This is a genomic window from Hyphomicrobiales bacterium, from assembly GCA_017642935.1.
Lineage (GTDB): Bacteria > Pseudomonadota > Alphaproteobacteria > Rhizobiales > MH13 > MH13.
Genome location: JAEPOK010000002.1, coordinates 247,020 through 267,637, shown reverse-complemented (window position 1 = coordinate 267,637; position 20,618 = coordinate 247,020). Strand labels below are relative to the sequence as shown.

Here is a 20,618-nt window from a genome sequence, read left to right as displayed (position 1 = left end):
GCGTCTGGCGTTGCTTGCGCCAAGCCCAGTGACCGCCTAACCGAGAGCCATCGCCACCACCGAAAGCTCGCCACCATGCTTGATGGCCAAATGCGCACCCTTATCGATCCGCCACTCAACGCGCTGGGCCGTGGTCTTGCCCGCTCGGGACTGACGGCTGACCACATCACACTGATAGGTTTGGTGCTTGGCTTGGCCGCCGGTCTGGCCATCGCATTCCAGGCCTATTGGATCGGTCTCGGCTTGGTCTTGGCCAGTCGACTTGCCGACGGACTGGACGGTGCCGTCGCCCGCGCCACCCAAAAGACGGATCGCGGTGGCTACCTGGATATCGTGTGTGACTATGCGTTCTACGCTGCGATCCCGCTGGGCTTTGCGATCGCCGATCCCTCCGCCAACGCTGTTGCCGCCTGCGCGATGCTCTTCAGCTTTTACATCAACGGTGGATCGTTCTTGGGCTACGCGATCTTGGCGGAAAAGCATGGCCTGAGCACCGATCGGCGTGGCTCCAAATCGCTCTATTTCACCGGCGGTTTGGCCGAGGGCACCGAGACCATTGCCGTTTTTGTTGTCGCTTGCCTCGCGCCGGCCTGGTTTCCCTGGCTTGCCTATGGCTTCACCGTCTTGGTGATGCTGACGGCCATCGCTCGCATCTTGATGGCTTGGCAGACGTTCAAGCCTTAGCCGAGCGCTGCGCTCAAATCGTCCCAAAGATCATCCGCATGCTCAAGGCCAACCGAGAGCCTGAGCAGGTTCTGGTGGATGCCGAGATCCAATCGGTCGGCCTCATCCAAACGCTGATGCGTCGTCGTTGAGGGATGGGTGATCAGGCTTTTCGCATCACCCAGATTGTTGGAAATCTTGATGATGTTCAGCCGGTTGAGGACGGCAAAGGCCTCGGCCTTGTCGCCGGCTACTTCAAACGCGATGAGTGTGCCGCCGCGTGCCATCTGTTTTGAGGCGATGGCGTAATCAGGATGGTCCTCGCGGTGCGGAAAGAACACCCGCGTCACCTTTTGATGCTCTGCCAACCGATCCGCCAAGGCAGACGCATTATCGGTCTGTCGGTTCACTCGCAGCGCAAAGGTTTCCAGGCTTTTCAGGATCACCCAGGCATTGAACGGCGAAAGGCTCGGCCCCGTCTGGCGCAAAAATGTATGCAGATGCTCGTCGATCCAGTCTTGCGAGGCAAGCACGGCGCCGCCAAGACAGCGGCCCTGGCCATCCATGTGCTTGGTGGCCGAGTAGATCACGACATCGGCGCCAAACTGCATCGGACGCTGGTAGAGCGGCGTGGCAAAGACATTGTCCACATAGAGCTTGGCGCCGCCGTCATGGGCGATGTCGGCCACGGCTTGCAAATCGATCACTTCCAGCGTCGGGTTGGAGGGCGTTTCGAGAAAAAATGCTTTGGTGTTCGGTTGCCGCGCGGCTTTCCAGGCCTCCAGATTGCGTCCGTCTATGAGTGTGGTTTCGACGCCAAAGCGCGGCAACAACTCTTCGACCACATAGCGGCAAGAACCAAAAAGCGCCCGAGCGGCTACCACGTGATCGCCAGCGGACAGCGAACAGAGCATTGCCGCCGTCACCGCCGCCATACCCGAGGCCGTCACACGGCAGGCCTCGGCGCCTTCAAGCAGGCAGAGCCGGTCCTCCAGCATCTTCACCGTCGGATTGGAAAACCGCGAATAGATGAACCCCGGTTCGTCGCCCTGAAACCGTGCTTCGGCCTGCTCGGCGCTGTGATAGACAAAGCTTTGGGTCAGGAAGAGCGCTTCGGACGTTTCGCCAAATCCCGAACGCAGGGTGCCACCATGGACAAGGTTGGTTTCCGGGCGCAGAGCGTGTGCAGGGCGTGATGGATCGGTCATCGGGTGCTTCCTCATGGGCTGCCTGACCGACTATCACAGCCATATCGTTCGTCAAGACGAACGTTTGTCCGTTTTATCGAACAAACCGGAGCCCGAGAGCACAAACCAGCTGTGTATGGTGGCCCTCGCGCGATGGACTCACGCGGCGCTTTGCGAAAACAGTCAGGCACGATGAGCGCCACACTTCCCTCCTTTGGCCCCCACGATGGCATCCTGCCTGACCACGACATCCACGCGATGGTCGCGGCGGGTGCGATCTCCCATGCCACGCCGCTGGACGACGATCAGGTTCAACCGGCCAGTCTTGATCTGCGCCTCGGTCAGACGGCCTATCGCATCAAGGCGAGTTTCCTGCCGGGCGCAGGTCGAACCGTCGCTGAACGACTTGACGAGATCGCTTTGCACCAGATGCCGCTCGAGAAAGGTGCGGTGCTTGAAACCGGCTGCATCTACCTTGTGGAGCTGAATGAAGCGCTGGCGCTGCCGCCGGAAGTGAGCGCCGCGACCAATCCGAAAAGTTCCACTGGGCGCCTTGATATCTTCACCCGTGTGATCACCGATGGTGGGGCGGTGTTCGATCAGATCCCCGCGGGTTATGCCGGAAAACTTTATTTGGAAGTCGCGCCGCAGAGCTTCCCGATCCTGGTGAAGCCGGGTTCACGGTTGTCGCAAATCCGCTTTCGCTGCGGCAACACGCTGCTTTCGGACAAGGAGCTGAAAAGCCTCGACCAGCGCCTTGGTTTGGTTGAAGGCGCGCGAGCGCAATTCCAGAATGGTCTGGCGGTCTCGATCGACCTGAAAGGCGGCGAGGACGGCTTGATCGGTTACCGCGCCAAACGCCCAGGCGGCCTGGTGAAGGTCGATGACAAGGCTGGTCTAGATCGCGAGGCCTATTGGGAGCCGCTTTTTGCCGACGCATCCCAATCCCTGATTTTTGATCCGACCGCGTTCTACATCTTGGTGTCCCGCGAGGCGGTGCATGTTCCAGCGGACTACGCCGCGGAGATGGTGCCCTTCGATCCGCTCGTCGGAGAATTTCGTGTGCACTATGCCGGGTTCTTCGATCCTGGCTTCGGCGCGCCGGAAGCCGATGGCAAAGGCGCCCGCGCGGTGCTTGAAGTGCGCTCGCGCGAAGTGCCGTTTCTGGTCGAGCACGGCCAAATGATCGGCCGGCTGGTGTTCGAGACGATGCGCGAGCGCCCAACAACGCTCTATGGCGCGGGCGGCGTTTCCAACTACCAGGCGCAGGGTCTGAAGCTTTCGAAGCATTTTCGATAGCAATTTCGCGGGGGTCATCCCTGTGCTTGTCACAGGGATCCATTCCTTAGATCGGTCTGCAGCTACTCGGGTGCCCAGCGCTCATTGAAATGGACCCCCGGCACAAGGCCGAGAGTGACGCCCCATGGGAGTGGCGCCTATCCCTTCTTCAACTCCGCCACGTCTGACCGCAACGCGCGCAGCTCGGTCAAGATCACCTTCTGCTCTTCGTGCAGATCGGCGCGTTCCTGTTCGGCGGTTGCCTCATGCTCGGCCTGCATGGCCGAGACGATGATACCGATAAACAGATTAAGCACGGTAAAGGTCGTGCAGAGAATGAACGGGATGAAGAACGTCCAGGCATAAGGGTGGACCTCCATCACTGGGCGCACGATGCCCATCGACCAGCTTTCTAACGTCATGACCTGGAACAGCGAATAGGCCGAGGCGGGCAGGGTGCCAAACCATTCAACAAGCTCCGCGCACCGACCTTCTACCGCCTCGCAGGCGCCCTGGCCGGTGCCGTAAAGCTTGGTCGCAATCACCGAGAAAACGTAAAAGATCAGCGTCAAAAGCACGGTGATCGAACCCATGCCCGGTAAAGCGGCGATGAGCCCACCGACGACGCGACGCAGTGACGGCACCATGGAAACAAGGCGCAGCACGCGCAGAATGCGCAGCGCCCGCAACACTGACAGGCTGCCGGTGGTTGGCATAAGCGCGATGCCGACAATGACGAAATCGAAGATGCGCCAAGGATCGTGAAAAAATTTCGTTCGGTAAACGTAGAACCGCAGCGCAAGCTCCACCACGAACACCCAAAGCACAGCCCGGTCGATGAACAAAAGCACCGGTCCGAATCGCGCCATGACCGCTTCGGACGTCTCCAGTCCAAGCGTAATGGCATTCACGATGATGAGGGCGGTGATCGCCACCTCAAAGCGGCGGCTGGTGATGAAGGCTTCAACCTGTTCGCGCATTTGGGTCCTTGCCGGCACGGGATCTGTCTGAAGCCTTATGGGTAAGCACGCCGGTCGCTTCAAGGCCTCGCAGGCGTTCCTTTCGCGCGGTTTTGCCAAGCCTCGCCTGCCGCCTGTCCACCCGCCGCACCAAGTGGCAGTAAACCAATCGTGACCGGCAAACGCTTGATCGACCGGCGTTTGGCTTGCAATGCAGCATGATGGACCTGATTTTCGCTTACGCTGCCGGCTTGCTGACGCTGATCAACCCTTGCGTGCTTCCAGTGCTGCCGATCGTGCTGGTCGGCGCACTCAACGCCAGCCGCTTCGGGCCGCTGGCACTTGCTGCTGGGATGAGCCTGTCCTTCGTACTGTTCGGTGTCACGGTGACCGCCTTTGGCAGCGCCATTGGGCTGACCCAGGAATCGCTGGCGCAGATCGGCGCGGTCCTCATGATGGCGTTCGGGTTGGTCATGCTGGTGCCGGCCTTTTCGCGTCGGTTCCAACTGGCGACGGCTGGCGCGGCCGCTGGCGCCGGCAACCGCATGGCCGACATGGACACGTCCGATTTGCGGGGTCAGTTCCTGGGGGGCGCGCTGCTCGGCATGGTTTGGTCGCCCTGCATTGGCCCGACACTCGGTGGCGCGATCGCGCTCGCCTCGCAGGGCGAGAACCTTGTCTACGTCACGCTGATCATGACGTTTTTTGCCCTTGGCGTTTCGACGCTGATCCTCGCCATCGGTTATGGCGCGCGCGAAACCATACGCGCCCGCGCTGACAGCCTGAGGACCTTGGCCGAACGCGCGAAACCGGCGATTGGCGCAACCTTCTTTGCCGTCGGCCTGATGTTGCTGCTTGGCGTCCACCACTATGTCGAAAGCTGGGCGCTGGATGTGATGCCGATCTGGCTTCAAGACCTGTCCGTTTCCCTTTGATGCGAGGAGATTTGCCATGAACCGCCGCCTGTTTCTCACGTCTGCGATGGCCCTGGTGCTGGCCCCAACCGTTGGCCCTAACGCCGCTTCGGCGTCCGATTTCGTCGAGTATACGCCTGGCGTGATTGAGAGCGCCTTGGATGAAGGCAAGACGGTGTTTGTCGACTATTCTGCCACCTGGTGTGGGACCTGCCGTCGCCAAGAGCGCGTGGTCAACAATTTGCGTGCCACCAACCCAGCCTACGATCAGGCGATGACCTTTGTGCGTGTGGATTGGGACACCTATCGGACGCACGAGGTGGCGGTTCGTCGCTCAATTCCGCGCCGCTCGACCTTACTTGTCCTGCGCGGCAATCAGGAGCTTGGCCGCATAGTAGCGGGAACCTCAGCCACCGACATCCGGCAGCTCATGGATCGTGGGCTCTAAAAACCGAAGTGCCATCTTAGGATGACCGGCGCGGGATCAACCCGCGCCAGCGTTGGCTTTCTAGCCCGTTAGGAGTTGGGCTAACGCCTCGATTTCCGTTTCGCGCAGTTCATGGCCGCCTTCATGGACAGCAGTACTGACCTCTGCGCCCTGATCTTGGAACCAGGTGATCAGACGCTCGCTGGCTGGCCACAGCGTGATTGGATCCTGACGACCGGCCGAAATCAGCACCTTGCGGCCTCGCAAACCCTCGACCGGGTCCGGATCCCAAGGGATCAAGGGATGCAGCAGACCGATGCGGTCAAATAGATCAGGGCGGGTCAGCACGACCGAGGCGAGGATGTTGGCCCCGTTGGAATAGCCAAATCCATAGACCGGGCTTTCCGGATGCTCGGCCTTGAAGGATTCGACATAGGCGGCCATCTGCGCGGTGCGTTTTGCCAGATCGTCCAGGTCGTAGACGCCTTCGCCGGTCCGCCGGAAGAAGCGGTTGGCGCCCATCTCCGACACATCGCCGCGCGGCGAGACGACGCCAGCGCCCGGCACCAACGATTTAGCCAGGTCAAAGAACTGATGCTCATCGCCGCCGGTGCCGTGAAAGGCAAACAGTAGCGGTTTGCCATCCTGCGGCGTCGTGGTGAGCGCGTGATAGGAATCTTTTGACATCGTGAGCGCTCCTAGTCTTCGATTGGCGGTAAGAACGTTTCGATCTTTGCCCGATGGTCTTCGTAACGGGTCGGCAGCTTCAATGCCTCGCCGAGGTGAGCGGTGTCTTCATCGCGGTCGAAGCCTGGCTCGTTGGTCGCCACCTCGAACAGGATCCCTCCCGGCGTGCGGAAATAGATCGCCCAGAAGTAATCGCGGTCGATGACGGGCGTCACCTGATTGCCGGTGTCCAACAGCGCCTTGCGCACCTCAAGCTGCGCGGCGCGGTTCTCAACGGCAAAGGCGATGTGATGCACCGATCCCGCACCCTGGTCTGCCAACGGCGCGCCAGCGACGGCGTGTAGGTCGATTGTATCGGCGGCATTGCCACCTTCGACCACGTATCGGGTGAGGTCGCCGTCCGATTCAGCTGTCTGGTAGCCCATGAATGAGAGAAGCTCGCCCGTGGCATCCGCATCGCGCAGTTGAAAACGCGCGCCGCGAAAGCCCAAAATGCCGGCATCCTCCGGCACATCGGTGCCAGTCCAAGGCGTGCGCCCTTGCGGATCACTTTCCACCAACGCGAAGCTGTCGCCATCAGGGCCCTCAAAGGCAAGCCGTTGTTCGCCAAAGGCGGTTTCTTCGGTCAGGTCGACAACGTCATGCTTGCCTAGCCGCTCTTTCCAATAGGCGAGCGATCCGGTCGGCACCGCAAACTCTGTTACGCCCACTTCGCCGGCGCCTCGTTCACCGCGTGGCATCCGGCCGAAAGGAAAATAGGTCATCACCGAGCCCGGTGTTCCGATCTCGTCGCCGTAATAAAGATGATACACCTCAGGCGCGTCGAAGTTGACCGTCTTCTTGACCCGGCGCAGGCCGAGCGTGTGCGTGAAAAACTGATTGTTGGTGTTCGCATCGGTGGCCATCGATGTGACGTGATGCAGACCTTTGATCTCTTTGATCATATCCGGCTCCTCTACCAGCATAGGTTCGTGTTGAGCGCAGATATAGTTCTGGTTTTTGTGATCAATAAGATCGCCAATATTCGACTGACTGTCGTCATATAATGAACAAATCAGGTGGTCCACGAAAAGGCCAACACGGCGTTCTTGCGCCAACCATCAGGCTCTGTCACATAGCGATCGCGTGCGGGTGTAGCTCAATGGTAGAGCAGCAGCTTCCCAAGCTGACGACGAGGGTTCGATTCCCTTCACCCGCTCCATAGCCAACCGCGCAGCGATTGGCGGAACAAGCGACAGGCGTTTGCGCAGCAAATGCCGAGAGCGCCCGCATTGAAAGACGTCGATTCAGTTAAGTCCTCAGTGCATTGGCTCTGTGCCTTCGGCACAACCGCCATCATGCCAATCGCGAAGCGAATGGCGGAACAAGCGACAGGCGTTTGCGCAGCAAGTACCGAGAGCGCCGACACCAATCCTGTCACCCCACCCCATGCGGCGTCTTGTTCCAATGGTGTGGGCGGCGGATCAATTCCCAGAGTGCCAGGAACCCGGCCGCCGATAGGCAAACCCAATAGAGTGGGATGGTGAGCAGCACAGGCAGAATGTGTTTGACGCCGCGCCGATCCGCGCCAGCGCCGCTGAGCATGGCGGTTGCCAGATAGCCGATAATGAAATTGCCGAGATTGAACGTGATCAGAACCTGCCCAGTACCGCTGGCCGCCGCGTAGAGCGGCCCGCCAACCCCGCTCATCGCCCACAGCGTCATGAGCAAGAAGAACGGATGGATCAGCACCGAGATCAGGACACCGAGCATGATGGTTTGAAAGGTGAAGAACCCGGGAGCGCCAAGCTCGCGCATTAAGCGCAACGGGTGGCGCATATGCACCAGCCAGGTCTGCCACCAGCCCTTGAACCAGCGTGCCCTTTGTTTGATCCACGGGCCAAACCGCGTCGGCGCCTCCTCATAGGTCGTCGAGTTGATCATTTGTGTGGTGTAGCCAAGCCGCGCCAATCGGATGCCGAGATCGGCATCTTCGGTCACATTGTAGGGGTCCCAACCGCCGGCCTTGATCAGAGCCGTACGACGGAAATGGTTCGATGTTCCGCCCAGCGGGATCGGTAAATCAAGGCGTGACAGGGCCGGCAAAAACACATCGAACAGCGCCATGTATTCCAATGCGAAGTGTCGCGAGAGGAAGGTCTTGCGTCCGTTGGTAACGTTGAGTGCGGCCTGGACGCAGCCGAGTTTTGCCCCGCCTCCGCCTCTGTCTTTGGAAAACGCCGCCACCGCTTTGCGCAGCTGGTCCGGCTCAGGCCGGTCCTCGGCATCATAGATGGTGAGGAATGCACCGCGTGTTAGCGGTAGAGCGTAATTGAGCGCCTTGGGTTTCGTGCGCGGTTCGCTGGGCGGCACGCGTATGACGGCCATGTGTCCGGGCAAATTTTGGCGCGATAGCGCTTGGAGGGTTGCTTGATCATCGGCCTCGGCAAGCAGAAAAATCTCAAGTTTATCAGGCGGATAATCCAGCGCGCGAAGCGACGCAATCAATTGCGGCACCATCGCCGCTTCATCGTAGATCGGAACGAGCACCGAATAGATTGGCAGGTCCGCTTTTGCCATCCGGTGGGCCAACGGACTGTAACGCACACGTCTTGGGACCGGGCTGAGAGCGGCGAGGATGCGCGCCGCCCCGACCGTAAAATAGAGGCAGCCAAACAGGAGGTTGAGCACCACAACCAAGCTGGGAGCGGCGAGCAGTGCCCAAAACGCCAGGCAGAGCGAGATGGCGACGAGGGCCAGGGTCTGGCGGCGCGCCAGCGTTTCGCGCGCACTCATTTCAGGCTGGGTCGTGGCGAGATGAGTTTGCGAAAATTGGGTCAGGTCCGGCGCGAGATGATCGGCCCAAAGCGCATGGACATGGCCGCGTGGCGCAAGAAACAGAAGCTCCGCGGCCTTGGGATGACTTTCGATCAGCCGCGTGACGGTCGCTCGCGCATTTGGCGTATCCTCATAGACAGCGCCGCGCGCCCCATCGGCTCGCCGCAGCGGCATGTAGCGCGCTTTGTTGGCGAGCGCCCGCAAGCTGGCATCAGGGTCCAAAAGAGCCGATGACCAACCTGGCGGGATGGCACTTTTGACCTGCGGCTTTGGCGGCGCGCGATGCTTGCCGGCAAAGGATTTGGGTTTGCCTGGCATGACGAGCTTGGCTTTGAGCGCCTGGCTTTGTGCCGCTCCTTTCGACGCTAAGCTAGCCGATGCCAAGCTTGCCGGCGCCAAGCCTCTAGACGGCCATACACGCGACCCCTTTGCTTCGCTAGCGCCCGAAAGCCCCCGCATACTCAACCCCCTACGCCACAAACTCAGCCGCAAAAAGTTGCCAAGCGGCGAGGCTCACCAAACGTGTCCAAAGCTACACTGACGGCTTTGGCTGACCTGCGCATCGGTGGCAGTGCCTAGAGATGTTAATAGGTCGACCTAGATTCTGGTCTCAATTCGCCCTTGGAGCTTCTGAGGCGGGGCGCTATAGGGGGCTGATCTTCCATCACACAAGTCAAGCAGGCACGCGTGCGCAACTTTTTACGCCTCCTCGTTCCAGCCTTCCTCACGCTGACCCTGCTTCCCCAGGCTGCGATGGCGCAGCAGGTCGAAACAGCGTCAGAGGGTGATGTCGTTCAGGACGAGAACGCACCGATGGGCCTCTCGAATCTGCGTTTCATAAACCCGCGCGCGCGCATCGCGCTGCCCGAGCCGATGCCTGGGCCGGTGCTGCGGTTCGTGGTTGCCGACGATTTCCCGCCCTTCGCCTTTCTGGATGGAACGGGCCGTCTTGCCGGTGTGCATATCGATCTGATCCGCGCCATCTGCGATACGTTGGATTTGCCCTGCACCTTACAGGCGCGCCGTTTCGATCAGGTTGCCGCAGCCGTTCAGGACGACCCGAACAATTTGGTGCTGGCGGCGGGCTTGGCGGTCGACCGTGACACCGCCGACCGCTTCACCTTTTCCTTGCCCTATTACCGTTTCGCGGCCCGGTTTGTCGGCGCCAGCGCCGACGCTGGGAACCCTGATTGGGTCAATGGCGCACGCATCGGCGTCGTTGAGAACACGGCCCACGCGGCCTTCCTGCGCGATGCGTATGCCGATGCAGAGATTGCAACCTTTCCCGCCGCCGCCGACCTGTTCCGCGCCTTGCGAAACGAAGATATCAGCCACGCTTTTGGCGACGGGATCGACCTGGCGTTCTGGCTCGCCAGCGACCAGTCCGGCGATTGCTGCGCGTTTGTCGGTCCGCCGATCTTCTCTGTCACCTATTTTGGCGAGGGTTTGGCCTTTGCGGTGCCGCGCGGCCAATCACAACTCGTTCAGGCGCTCAACGCCGCGCTCATTCGCCTGGAATCCTCAGGCGATTTGGAAACAATTATGCTGACGGCGTTTCCACTCGACCCACTGGGGCTTTAGCGGCCTCGCCATCCATCAAGGGATCTGGCGCATGGACCTTCTGATAGGTCCGAAACGGCAACACCAGGCTCCACACCAGGCCGGTCGGCTCCCGGTTTTGATGCTCAGCCAGCCCAATCGTCATGCCTTGTTGACCCATCACGGGATCCTGCGTGTAGACGCCAAAAAGGCGATCCCAGATCGACAAGTTGAAGCCGTAATTCGTGTTCGTCTCCCGTTCGATGATCGAGTGATGAATGCGATGCATGTCCGGCGTCACCACGGCAGGCCGCAATAGCCGATCTAGCCAGAGCGGCAGCTTGACGTTGGAATGGTTGAACATCGCCATGCCGTTCAAGATGATCTCAAAGATCAGAACGGCGATCGCCGGTGCGCCGAGCAGCGCGACCAAGGCGCCCTTCCAAAGCATGGAGACGATGATCTCCAGCGGGTGAAAGCGCAGGGCGCTCGTGACATCCAGATCGACGTCTGCATGGTGCACCTTGTGAATGCGCCAAAGCAGCGGCCAATGGTGGGAGACAACGTGCTCCAGCCAAACCGCGAAATCGAGAAACACGATCACGAAGATCACCACGAAGATCAGTGAAACATCGATGATATTGAACAGGCCGAACCCGGCTTCTTCGGCCCATAGTGCGACACCGACCGCCGCCGCCGGGAAGAGGATGCGCAGAACAATGGAGTCGACGATCAGCATGCCCCAATTGGTCAGCCAGCGACGGCCACGCGCCGGAAATCGTTCGCGGCGCGGCAAGAACTGCTCAAACACCGCCATGGCGGTGAAGATGCCAATGAAAGCGGTAAGGCGGATGGTGGCTTCTGAAAACTCTGGCACACGGCCCTCGTGCTGGTGTGGTTTCACACCGCTATAGGCTAGCGCGCCTTCACCGTCGCCTCAAAGGTCTGTGAGCGGCGAGGATGTCGCAGTGATCCCGTAAAGAACGCACTACAAGCGCCGCAGCAGCGCTCGCAACGTTTCCTGCTCGTCGGCCGATAGTGGCGTAAGAATTTCTGCCAGCACCTGCGCAACCGCTTCCTGTATGCACAACACCGCCTTCTGCCCCAGTGGCGTGAGGTCCAGCACGCTCACCCGTGCATCGTCGGGGTCGTCCCGCCGCTCAATCAGACCTTTGGCTTCTAACCCCTGAACAGCCCGCGTCATCTGCGATTTATCGCGTTGCATGGCGTTCACAAGGGCATGCATCTTCACTGGCGCCATGTCGGCTAACGTCAACAACAAGATGCCGCCTGATGGACCAACCTTGTGGTTGTCAAACTGCCCAGCACGCGCACCCAGCTGGGCATGAATGCGGCGCATGAAACGGTCGGTCAGCTGTGCGGTTTCAATATCTGGCATGATCTATTTAGTTGACATAATCCACTTAATGATAGTTGATGATATCAACTAACGCCATCTCGAGCCCCGCCACACGGTGGTTGGGCATCACTTCAGAGGTTTTTGATCATGACAAAGAACCAGACGCTAGCATTAAAGATCGCCGCCGTTCTGTGGGTGGTGTGGGGTCTGGTGCATATGTTCGCTGGCGTGATGACGATTTCGCAGGATACCGCCGGGTCAGTGGCTGGCATCGCGGATGCGGTGGACCCAGCGCTCTTGGCGGGTGACTACCAACCCGCCGTCGGCGCCGTCCTTAACCAGCACGGGTTCAATCTGCTCTGGATTGGGACGTACACGCTGATCGCCGCCATCTTCATTTGGCGGGCCAACCTGACCGCTATCTGGACGGCCGCCATTGTTGGTGGCGTTACCGATGTCGGCTACTTCATTTTTATGGATCTGGGCGGTTTCGTGAACTTTTTCCCTGGCACCGTCATGACACTTGTCTCGGCCTCAACCATACTTCTCAGTGTGCCGCTCTGGTGGATCAACCGGCCCAAGACGGCCGGATAAAGCAATCAGCAGCGGAGAAGCGCGATGGCCGACACCCCAACCATATCCATGAAAGAGGATGGCCCGCTTCTGGTTGCCAACGGACCAGGTTTGACTGACGCGCAGGGTCAGGTATCTGAACCAAAGCCGATGATGGCGCTCTGTCGCTGTGGTCTATCGGCCAACAAACCTTTTTGCGATGGCAGCCACAGCAAAGGCGGTTTCACCAGCGCACCCGATCACAGCAAACTGCGCAACAACGCGGTCACCTATTCTGGTTTAGCTGATGGCGTTGATGTCACCATCAGCTACACACCGGTTTTGTGCACGCACGCCGCCCAATGCCAGGCCCGCGCTGCATCCGTCTTCAATCCGCGCAAGAAGCCCTGGGTTCAACCCGATGGCGGCAAGCTTGATGAGATCCTCGATGTAATAGCCGCTTGTCCATCAGGTGCGCTGCGCGTGTCGGTTGGCAACAGGCCTGAACAGCATCTGACCACCGGCGATGTATCGATCAGAATTGAGCCGAACGGCCCCTACCATGTGACCAATGTTGCTCTTGAAGCCGAATTCAACGGTGTTGGCGCAAGCAAGGCAAAATACTCGCTCTGCCGATGTGGATTGTCGAAGAACAAACCATTCTGCGACGGGTCCCATTATGACGCCAAATGGACCGACACCGATAGCGATCAAAGCGGCTAGTGCCATCGATGAGGCGGCGTTTGGCGTCGTGTATGGATCGATTTCGGTGATGGCCGTGTTGATGGCTTTGCATCCCCCGGTGGAGAACGCGGGTCGCGTGGGGCTTGTTCTTGTCGCAACCGTCGTTGCTGTGGCATTCGCAAAAGCCTTCGCCGAGCTTTGCGAGCAGATGCTGAGGACTGGCCAGGAACTAAGCCTCACTGATGCGGTGAAGACCTGGCACCACAGCCGCACGGTCTTGCTTGCGGCCAATGCGCCCGCCGCCGCTTTTTTTCTAGCCTGGCTGGGGCTCTACAGCGCCCAGACCGCTTTGCTGCTTGCCCAATGGCTCGCCCTTGCGCTGCTGGTCTATTTCGGCGGCCATATAGGTTGGCGCGTTCGTGGCACAGTTGTAGCCGTTCTGGTGGGCGCGGCGGTCACCGGTGCTCTCGGCCTGTTGCTCAGCGCGTTGAAGCTGTTGGCTCACTGAACATCCACCACAATATCCTCTAAGGTGGGACCGAATGCTGCATGTTTGCGCTATGGGGCTCTGTGTGGGCTAGGTTCTCCACGGTCTAAGAGCGCTTTCAAACTGCCTTTGAAAAACTGATCCCAGCCGTCCTGGCAAATCTCCCAGCAATCCAGCTGTGGTGTCAGACCGTCGTGGGTGAGGCAGATACGCGTGCCGCTGTCCAGAGCATCGAACTGCCAATGGACCAACGTGCCCAGCCATTCCTGTTCAATCGTCTCAGGTTGGCCTTCAACACTGTGTCGGGCGTCAACACAGCGCATGGAAATCAGGTGCGGCGGTTCGATGGTGACCGCTTCAAAGGTCCAGAAGCCGAAATGCGGAGGGAAGATCACTTTCACCCGATCGCCAACAGTCTCGATCTGCCCCTCGGTGGTCCGTGTCCACCACTGGCTCATTTGCTTGGCGACGGCGTCGAAACTGCGAGTCGGCGAAGCAGCAACATCAATTGCGGCGGCGTAGTTGAGTGGGCTGGTGTCCCGTTTGGTCTGCATGGCGAAAGTTCTCCTTGTGCGCCGGCAGACTACCCAATGCATGATGTTTGAAAAGTAGGCAGTTTTTTTGTACTAAAGTATCGAAAAGATACTATTGTAGGTTTTCATGGACCAAAGAAGCCCAATCGACCTCTGCCCAGCCCCTCTCGTCTTTTCGATGATAGGCGGTAAGTGGAAGCTCTCGATCCTTCAGATTCTCATCTTTCATGGGACAAAGAGGTTTGGGGAGCTTCGCCGCGAAATCGACGGCATTACGCAAACCATGCTGACCAAGCAGTTGCGGGCCTTGGAGGAGGATGGATTGGTGGTGCGCCGCATCTATGCCGAGGTGCCACCACGCGTTGAATACAGCGCAAGCGATGACGCGCTGGCGCTCAAGCCTGCCTTCGAGGCGATGCACAGTTGGTGGGTTGAGCGAAGGTCTTTGACCGCCCGCCTATAGGCCTCGGTAGCGGGCCATGGCGCTGCGCTCCAGCGCAGCCACGGTGAGCTTGTCGAGCTCCAAAGCGTCGCGCAGCATTTGCAGCACCCGCAATTCTTCCTGGCGCAGCGACAGATCGGCGGCGGCCACTTCGACGCCGCAGGCATAGGCCGTGTCGCGCAAGCGTTGTGGGATTGCCTCTGCGATCGCTTTGACGACCGAGTCCAGCCCACCTTCCTCGGACAATGCAAGGCTCGCTGTTTCCGATGTCGCCACCAGCCGATCGTGCGAGTAGCCATCAAAGACTGGGAACGAGGAAACGATCTGACCGATCTTTGCCAGCTCTTCGTCCTTCATCGCCCGATCGGATGCTGAAACCAGCACCATCAGCATAACAAGGGCATCTTGGGCGGTAATGTCCGACATCGTCGATCCTTCAAGCGTCGCAGCGGGGACGGGAACGTTTCCCGATCTGCCAATTGTGTTTCGTCAGGTGCCAAGCTAGGAACGCCGACGCGCGCCTACAAGGTGTTTGTCGCGCGCGTTTCCCTCAACCTTTGGCCAAAGGCCCGCCCATGCCGCCGCTTCTTTCCGCCCACGATCTTGATCCTGACCTGCTGGACGCTGCCGCGCGCGCTAAAGCCTGGCCGTTTGAAGAAGCGCGCAAACTGGTCAAGCGGATCGAAAAGTCCGGCAAGACCGATCCGGTGCTGTTTCAAACTGGCTATGGCCCCTCGGGTCTGCCGCATATCGGCACCTTTGGCGAAGTCGCACGCACGACCATGGTGCGTCACGCCTTTCACGTGCTGACCGGCGGCAAAGTGGAAACGCGGCTGATTGCCTTCTCCGATGATATGGATGGCATGCGCAAGGTGCCCGGCAATGTGCCCAACCAAGCCATGCTGGAGGAACATCTGGGCAAACCGTTGACGGTGGTGCCGAACCCCTTTGAGGGCAGTGAACCGAGCTTCGCCCATCACAACAACGCCAAGCTGCGCGCGTTTCTTGATGGCTTTGGATTTGACTATGAGTTCGCCTCGGCCACCGACTATTACCGGTCCGGCAAGTTCGATGACATGCTAGTGCGCACGCTGGAGCGCTACCAGAAGATCATGGACATCATGCTGCCGACGCTCGGCGCGGAGCGTCAGGCGACCTACTCGCCGATCCTGCCGATCTCGCCGACCACAGGCCGAGTGCTCTACGTGCCGATGAAGGAGGTGAACGCCGCCGACGCGACCGTGACTTTCGAGGACGAGGATGGCCGCGACGTCACGCTAGATGTGCGTGGCGGCAACGTCAAACTGCAATGGAAGCCGGATTTCGGCATGCGCTGGGCAGCACTGGATGTCGATTTTGAGATGTTCGGTAAAGATCACCAGACCAACGCGGTGGTCTATGATCGCATCTGCAAGGCGCTCGGTGGCACGCCGCCTGAGCACTACGTGTTTGAGCTATTCTTGGACGATAAAGGCGAGAAGATCTCAAAAACCAAGGGCAACGGCATCTCCATTGACGAGTGGCTGAACTACGCTTCGCCTGAAAGTTTGGCCCTGTTCATGTTTCAAAAACCGCGCACGGCCAAGCGGCTCTATTTCGATGTGATCCCGCGAGCGGTGGACGAGTATTTTCAGCATCTGAACGCCTATCCGCGCCAGGATGTGAACCAGAAGCTTGGCAACCCGGCCTACCATATCCATGCAGGCGATCCGCAGCCGGTGGAACTGCCGGTCAACTTCTCGATGCTGCTGAACCTTGCCAGCGCGGCCAATGCCCATGACGCGGATGTGCTGTGGGGTTTCATCTCGCGCTACACGCATGGGCTCAATAAGGGCGACAGCCCGACCTTTGATGCGCTGGTCGCCTCGGCGGTGCGCTATTTTGAAGATCGTGTCGCGCCGAACAAACGCTACCGCGCGCCGAGCGAGGAAGAGCGTCTGGCCTTGCAAGACCTTGATGCAAAGCTCGCCGGGCTGGACGGTGCCGACGCTCAGACGTTGCAAAGTGCGGTCTACGATGTCGGTCGCGCGCACTTCCCAGACCACGACAAGCCCAACAAGGATGGCACCCCCGGCGTCACGATTGCCTGGTTCGCCGCGCTCTATCAGATCTTGCTGGGCGAAGAAAAGGGCCCGCGCTTCGGTTCCTTCGTGGAGCTTTACGGTGTGCGGGAAACCCGCGCTTTGATCGCCAAAGCGCTCGCTGGTGAGTTGGTGGGCTAGCCATGCCGCTGATAAAACTGCCCAAACTGCGCAAAGGCCCCAAACTGCCGCCCATGGTGGTGGACTTCATCGAGGCCTACAACGCCCGAGACGTTGAGGGGATGATGGCTGACGTCACCGATGATGTTGTGTATCGGCACTATTGCGATGCGGGCGTGCTCTTCAAAGCCGGAGACAAGGGCGAATTTGAAGCAGCCCTGCACGACGACTTAAGCGCCTTCAAGCAGCGCACCCAGTTGGTGAAAACATCCGTGACCATGCTGGGCAGCACCGTGCTGACCACCCAGTTTGACGCTGTCGTGGCCAAAGACCTGTCCAATGGTTGGACGGAGGGTCAAGCTTTAACGCTGCCGGCGGCAGCGGAGTTTCAGTTTCGCGATGACAAGATCGCCAACATCACACTGCGTACGTGACGGAACTTGCCCATGCATACTGTCGCCGCCCTCTATCATTTCGCCAAAGTGCCGGATCCAGCCGCGCTACAAGGCCCGCTGAAACAGCGATGCGATGAGGCGGGAGTAAAAGGAATTCTGCTGTTGGCCCCGGAGGGCATCAACGGCACCATTGCAGGTCCCCGCGCTGGCGTTGACGCCGTGCTTGCCCATATTCGCGCACTCCCCGGTTTCGCCAATCTGGAGTGGAAGGAAAGCACAGCCGGTGACATGCCATTCAAACGCATGAAGGTACGGTTGAAACGCGAGATCGTCACAATGGGTCAGCCGGACGTCGACCCGACCTGTGCGGTGGGGCGCTATGTCGAACCGGAAGACTGGAACGATTTTATTTCCTCGCCCGACGTTGCCGTCATCGACACGCGCAACAATTACGAAGTGTCGATTGGCACCTTTGAAGGCGCCGTCGATCCTGGCACGCGCACCTTTGGGCAATTCCCCGCCTGGTGGGAGGAGAACGCCCAGCGCTTCCACAACAAAAAGATCGCTATGTTCTGCACCGGCGGCATTCGCTGCGAGAAATCCACCGGCTATCTCATCGGCCAGGGCATCGAAGAGGTCTATCACCTCAAGGGCGGCATTCTGAAATACCTGGAAACTGTGCCTGCCGAAGAAAGCCTCTGGCGCGGTGATTGTTTCGTGTTCGATGAGCGCGTCTCGGTCGGGCATGGACTGGTCGAAGGCGCGCACATACTCTGCCGCGCCTGTGGTCGCCCGCTCAATGAAGAGGAGCGCAACCACCCTGCCTATGAGAAGGGCGTGCAGTGCCAACATTGCGTTGATGAATACACAGAGAAGGATCGCGCCCGATTCCGCCAGCGCCAGCAGCAGATGGATCAAGAGGCCCGTCGTGCGGCGCGCGACACTGACGCGGTTGCTTAGGCTGCTAGACGGCCCTGCTTAACCGGCCAATCTGAACGAGCCCTGTTCGGCCTCGTGGTTGGGAAGGGTTGGTTCGCTGCCTTGATAGCCTGAAACAAAAGCTAGGAAAGCGTCCAAAGGCTGCGGGCGGCCAAACAGATAGCCCTGGCCATAATCGCAGCCCATGGCCCGCAAGGTCTCGCTTTCCTGTAGCGTTTCCACCCCCTCGGCAACCACACGTAGCCGCAGAGCGTGTGCAAGATCGATCATCGCCTTGACGATCGTCCGGCTGTCCGCGTCGCTAAACAGGCCGGAGACGAAGCTTCGGTCGATCTTCATGACGCGAAACGGCAGGCGATGGAGCGTCTCAAGGTTGGAGTAACCCGTTCCGAAATCGTCAATCGCAAAAGAGAAACCGTGATCGACGAGCATGGTCATCCTCTCACGTGCTGCCTCGGTGTCAGTAACAAGCGAATGCTCGGTGATCTCAAATTTCACCCGCTGCGGCGATATCTTGCAGAAAGCGCACTGCTCCAGAATGAAGTCTGCCAGGCTTTCATCGCGCAGGTCGCGGGCGGTAAGGTTGATTGTCACTGTGCGAAGGACGTCGGTTTGCATAAGCGGCGAAAGCTCTTCAAAGCTTTGCTGAATGACGAACCGGGTGAGGCGTCCCGCCTGTCCCGTTTGCTCACCGATGCTGACAATTTCGGTCGGGCTGATCCAGCCTTTGTCAGGATGGTGCCAGCGCAAGAGAACCTCACAGGCCACTTCGCTGCGGTGGGCGTAGGTGATGATCGGCTGGTAGAACGTGGCGAGCGATCTGTCGTTGAGCGCCTGGCCAAGATCACGGGCAAGCATCTTGCGTTCATGGTGTATTCGGGCGAGCTCGGGAAAGAACAAAACGGCCTTTGGCCCGAAGTCCGATTTGGCCTGGTAAAGAGCCAAGTCGGCATGGATCTGTAGGTCCCGGACGGTGTCAGCCTGATCGGGAAAGGAAGCGCTCCCAATTGAGGAGCCGCAGATCAGGCTAGATTCGGCAAATCTGATCGGTGCGCCGATCGCAGAAAGCAGTCTCTCCATCAGGCCTTGTGCGGCGTCGAAACCTTTCAAGTCTGGCAGCAGAACCGCGAATTCATCGCCGCCTAGCCGCGCCACCAGAGCCGAGTCAGGGGCGGTCTCGCGCAGTCGCCGTGCCACGGCGCACAAGACCGTGTCGCCAGCGGCATGTCCGTGGGTATCATTGATTTGTTTGAAGCCATCCAGATCGATCAGCATGAGTGTGAAGGCTTGCTCGGATTCCGCAAGAACGGCCATTTCTTCGGCAAGCACGGCACGATTGGCGAGTTTCGTCAGATGATCCTGCCGAGAAAGCTCAACAGCACGTTCGCGCTCTGCCTCCAATTCATGTGTGCGCTCCAAGACACGCGTTTCAAGCACATCGTTGAGCTGTTCCAGACGTCGATTGGCTTGAAACAACTCAAGGCTTTTTTCCTCAAGCAGGTTTTCGGCTGCCAGGCGCGCCAGTTTCTGCCGCCTAGCGCGACGCTCGAGCGCTTCCAACTGTGGCGCGCAGCGATCGCATGGTTCCTGCATACCGTCATCAAAGCTTTTAGCATTGTCCAATTGCGTTGTCATGCAGAGTGACCGTTTGCTTGCCTTTAGAGGTTTGGCCAAGGGAGTCGAAGGGAAGAAGTTAGGCCGCGTCGCGTTCTGTCAGGTCACCGGCCAGCAAATCGACTGAAGTTTGGTCCTTGGCTAGGCGAACAACGCTGAATAGGGTGAACGGACCTTGGTCATCGACGCCATGCTCCCGCTCAACGACCAGGTCATCGCCATAATAGCTTGCCGACGCATTGATCAGCCCTGCCGCAAGATCATCCATGCCGCGCGGGCTGCGATACAGAACTTTGCCGCGCGTGCCGTCATGTTCCAGAAGAACGATGCTCGGCAGCTGAGCATCGGGGTAGAGCTTACGAACTTCGACGTGAATATAGTTTTCGACAGTTCCAAGAAAATCGAAGAACGTACCTTGCTCCTCAAAAAACGGGCGAAACTTCTCCGTGAACCGCCCGCCGAGGTAAACGCCAAAATTGTGGATGACGTCGGCCATTGCCTGGTCGGTTCTCTGGCAAAGCGCAGAGGCAAGCGCGACGATCTCGGCATGATCATAGGTTCCGACCGCGGTGTAAACACCGCCGCTAGGCAAATCGCTGGCGTCGATGATGGCGTCCACCATATCCGCGTCGAACGTCGCTTCGACGTGGTCGAGAAACTCAGTGAACACGATACCCTTCATGGACCTGCACCCTCTGGTTGTTCCGGGCCGAGGGCTTAGCAACTCTACGTATGGGCTGGATTAACGACCTTGCATTAGCGGCCGCTAAGACGAACAGTGGTTAACCGAGCCTTACCGGGGCATTGCTGACCACGCACCATTTGATATCGCCTGCCAAAGCTGTCACTGCCTTGGACTGTATCCCAACCTGCGTTTTCCGCTTTCGAACGAAGTCCAATGCACCAGCACCTCCGACAACGGCGCGCAAGCTGTGCCTGG

At 59.3% G+C, this 20,618-nt stretch carries 23 protein-coding genes and 1 tRNA gene; 13 read left to right on the top strand and 11 right to left on the bottom strand.

The features are described from left to right. The first annotated feature begins 75 nt into the window (after positions 1–75). Entirely contained in the window at positions 76–684 is a 609-nt protein-coding gene (locus tag JJ917_10710) for a CDP-alcohol phosphatidyltransferase family protein (GenBank protein ID MBO6699290.1), read from the top strand. Here the strand turns inward: JJ917_10710 and metZ are convergent. Then, positions 681–1,871 (bottom strand): O-succinylhomoserine sulfhydrylase, encoded by a 1,191-nt coding sequence (metZ, locus tag JJ917_10705; GenBank protein ID MBO6699289.1) that lies wholly within the window; start codon positions 1,869–1,871, stop codon positions 681–683. The two genes, JJ917_10710 and metZ, sit on opposite strands and share 4 nt — an antisense overlap. 171 nt (positions 1,872–2,042) lie before the next feature. Between metZ and JJ917_10700 the strand changes: the two genes are divergently transcribed. Continuing rightward, positions 2,043–3,149 carry a 2'-deoxycytidine 5'-triphosphate deaminase gene (locus tag JJ917_10700; GenBank protein ID MBO6699288.1) on the top strand — a complete coding sequence of 369 codons (1,107 nt, stop codon included), beginning with the start codon at positions 2,043–2,045 and terminating at the stop codon, positions 3,147–3,149. Positions 3,150–3,286: 137 nt separating this feature from the next. Here the strand turns inward: JJ917_10700 and JJ917_10695 are convergent, their stop codons facing one another. Then, positions 3,287–4,108 (bottom strand): ion transporter, encoded by an 822-nt coding sequence (locus JJ917_10695; protein ID MBO6699287.1) that lies wholly within the window; start codon positions 4,106–4,108, stop codon positions 3,287–3,289. Between the two features lie 197 nt (positions 4,109–4,305). On the opposite strand from JJ917_10695, the gene JJ917_10690 reads away from it, so the two are divergent. Next, the gene (locus JJ917_10690; protein MBO6699286.1) at positions 4,306–5,022 is read left to right on the top strand and encodes a cytochrome c biogenesis protein CcdA; all 717 of its coding nucleotides are present in this window, start codon (positions 4,306–4,308) and stop codon (positions 5,020–5,022) included. Between the two features lie 16 nt (positions 5,023–5,038). Then, a complete protein-coding gene (locus tag JJ917_10685) occupies positions 5,039–5,449 on the top strand; it encodes a thioredoxin family protein (protein MBO6699285.1) in 411 nt (136 codons plus the stop codon). A gap of 60 nt (positions 5,450–5,509) precedes the next feature. Here the strand turns inward: JJ917_10685 and JJ917_10680 are convergent, their stop codons facing one another. After that, positions 5,510–6,115 carry an alpha/beta hydrolase gene (locus JJ917_10680; protein MBO6699284.1) on the bottom strand — a complete coding sequence of 202 codons (606 nt, stop codon included), beginning with the start codon at positions 6,113–6,115 and terminating at the stop codon, positions 5,510–5,512. Positions 6,116–6,126: 11 nt separating this feature from the next. Further along, the gene (locus JJ917_10675; GenBank protein ID MBO6699283.1) at positions 6,127–7,059 is read right to left on the bottom strand and encodes a VOC family protein; all 933 of its coding nucleotides are present in this window, start codon (positions 7,057–7,059) and stop codon (positions 6,127–6,129) included. A gap of 183 nt (positions 7,060–7,242) precedes the next feature. Here JJ917_10675 and JJ917_10670 point away from each other — a divergent pair. Continuing rightward, a tRNA-Gly gene (locus JJ917_10670) sits at positions 7,243–7,316 on the top strand. A gap of 215 nt (positions 7,317–7,531) precedes the next feature. On the opposite strand, the gene JJ917_10665 is transcribed toward JJ917_10670, so the two are convergent. Beyond that, positions 7,532–9,250, bottom strand: a complete 1,719-nt coding sequence (locus tag JJ917_10665; GenBank protein MBO6699282.1) for a glycosyltransferase — start codon at positions 9,248–9,250, stop codon at positions 7,532–7,534. 369 nt (positions 9,251–9,619) lie between these two features. Here JJ917_10665 and JJ917_10660 point away from each other — a divergent pair, with 369 nt between their 5' ends. Next, positions 9,620–10,513 (top strand): transporter substrate-binding domain-containing protein, encoded by an 894-nt coding sequence (locus tag JJ917_10660; protein ID MBO6699281.1) that lies wholly within the window; start codon positions 9,620–9,622, stop codon positions 10,511–10,513. Here JJ917_10660 and JJ917_10655 read toward each other — a convergent pair. Both JJ917_10655 and JJ917_10650 read right to left on the bottom strand, forming a co-directional pair. Continuing rightward, positions 10,473–11,288, bottom strand: a complete 816-nt coding sequence (locus tag JJ917_10655) for a sterol desaturase family protein (protein MBO6699280.1) — start codon at positions 11,286–11,288, stop codon at positions 10,473–10,475. The two genes, JJ917_10660 and JJ917_10655, sit on opposite strands and share 41 nt — an antisense overlap. Positions 11,289–11,459: 171 nt before the next feature. Next, positions 11,460–11,870: a winged helix-turn-helix transcriptional regulator gene (locus tag JJ917_10650; GenBank protein MBO6699279.1), complete on the bottom strand. Its 411-nt coding sequence runs from the start codon at positions 11,868–11,870 to the stop codon at positions 11,460–11,462. 108 nt (positions 11,871–11,978) lie between these two features. Between JJ917_10650 and JJ917_10645 the strand changes: the two genes are divergently transcribed. The 3 genes from JJ917_10645 to JJ917_10635 are packed head-to-tail and all read left to right on the top strand — an operon-like array spanning position 11,979 to position 13,575. After that, the gene (locus tag JJ917_10645) at positions 11,979–12,425 is read left to right on the top strand and encodes a hypothetical protein (GenBank protein ID MBO6699278.1); all 447 of its coding nucleotides are present in this window, start codon (positions 11,979–11,981) and stop codon (positions 12,423–12,425) included. Positions 12,426–12,449: 24 nt separating this feature from the next. Then, entirely contained in the window at positions 12,450–13,106 is a 657-nt protein-coding gene (locus JJ917_10640) for a CDGSH iron-sulfur domain-containing protein (GenBank protein ID MBO6699277.1), read from the top strand. Further along, the gene (locus tag JJ917_10635) at positions 13,063–13,575 is read left to right on the top strand and encodes a hypothetical protein (GenBank protein MBO6699276.1); all 513 of its coding nucleotides are present in this window, start codon (positions 13,063–13,065) and stop codon (positions 13,573–13,575) included. The genes JJ917_10640 and JJ917_10635 overlap by 44 nt, the downstream gene beginning before the upstream one ends. A gap of 50 nt (positions 13,576–13,625) precedes the next feature. On the opposite strand, the gene JJ917_10630 is transcribed toward JJ917_10635, so the two are convergent. Beyond that, the gene (locus tag JJ917_10630) at positions 13,626–14,108 is read right to left on the bottom strand and encodes an SRPBCC domain-containing protein (protein ID MBO6699275.1); all 483 of its coding nucleotides are present in this window, start codon (positions 14,106–14,108) and stop codon (positions 13,626–13,628) included. A 106-nt stretch (positions 14,109–14,214) separates the two neighbouring features. Between JJ917_10630 and JJ917_10625 the strand changes: the two genes are divergently transcribed. Further along, complete coding sequence (locus tag JJ917_10625) at positions 14,215–14,550, top strand: helix-turn-helix transcriptional regulator (protein MBO6699274.1); 336 nt, start codon at positions 14,215–14,217, stop codon at positions 14,548–14,550. Here JJ917_10625 and JJ917_10620 read toward each other — a convergent pair. Further along, on the bottom strand, positions 14,545–14,955 hold the full coding sequence (locus tag JJ917_10620) for a tellurite resistance TerB family protein (GenBank protein MBO6699273.1): 411 nt from the start codon (positions 14,953–14,955) through the stop codon (positions 14,545–14,547). The genes JJ917_10625 and JJ917_10620 overlap by 6 nt on opposite strands. A 149-nt stretch (positions 14,956–15,104) precedes the next feature. Here JJ917_10620 and JJ917_10615 point away from each other — a divergent pair, with 149 nt between their 5' ends. The 3 genes from JJ917_10615 to JJ917_10605 are packed head-to-tail and all read left to right on the top strand — an operon-like array spanning position 15,105 to position 18,085. Further along, positions 15,105–16,751, top strand: coding sequence for a lysine--tRNA ligase (locus tag JJ917_10615; protein ID MBO6699272.1), 1,647 nt, complete (start codon positions 15,105–15,107; stop codon positions 16,749–16,751). Positions 16,752–16,753: 2 nt separating this feature from the next. Further along, positions 16,754–17,164, top strand: coding sequence for a nuclear transport factor 2 family protein (locus tag JJ917_10610; GenBank protein ID MBO6699271.1), 411 nt, complete (start codon positions 16,754–16,756; stop codon positions 17,162–17,164). Between the two features lie 12 nt (positions 17,165–17,176). Continuing rightward, positions 17,177–18,085 carry a rhodanese-related sulfurtransferase gene (locus JJ917_10605; GenBank protein ID MBO6699270.1) on the top strand — a complete coding sequence of 303 codons (909 nt, stop codon included), beginning with the start codon at positions 17,177–17,179 and terminating at the stop codon, positions 18,083–18,085. An 18-nt stretch (positions 18,086–18,103) separates the two neighbouring features. On the opposite strand, the gene JJ917_10600 is transcribed toward JJ917_10605, so the two are convergent. Beyond that, on the bottom strand, positions 18,104–19,699 hold the full coding sequence (locus tag JJ917_10600; protein ID MBO6699269.1) for an EAL domain-containing protein: 1,596 nt from the start codon (positions 19,697–19,699) through the stop codon (positions 18,104–18,106). A 58-nt stretch (positions 19,700–19,757) separates the two neighbouring features. Next, positions 19,758–20,360, bottom strand: coding sequence for a heme NO-binding domain-containing protein (locus tag JJ917_10595; GenBank protein MBO6699268.1), 603 nt, complete (start codon positions 20,358–20,360; stop codon positions 19,758–19,760). Between the last annotated feature and the right edge of the window lie 258 nt (positions 20,361–20,618).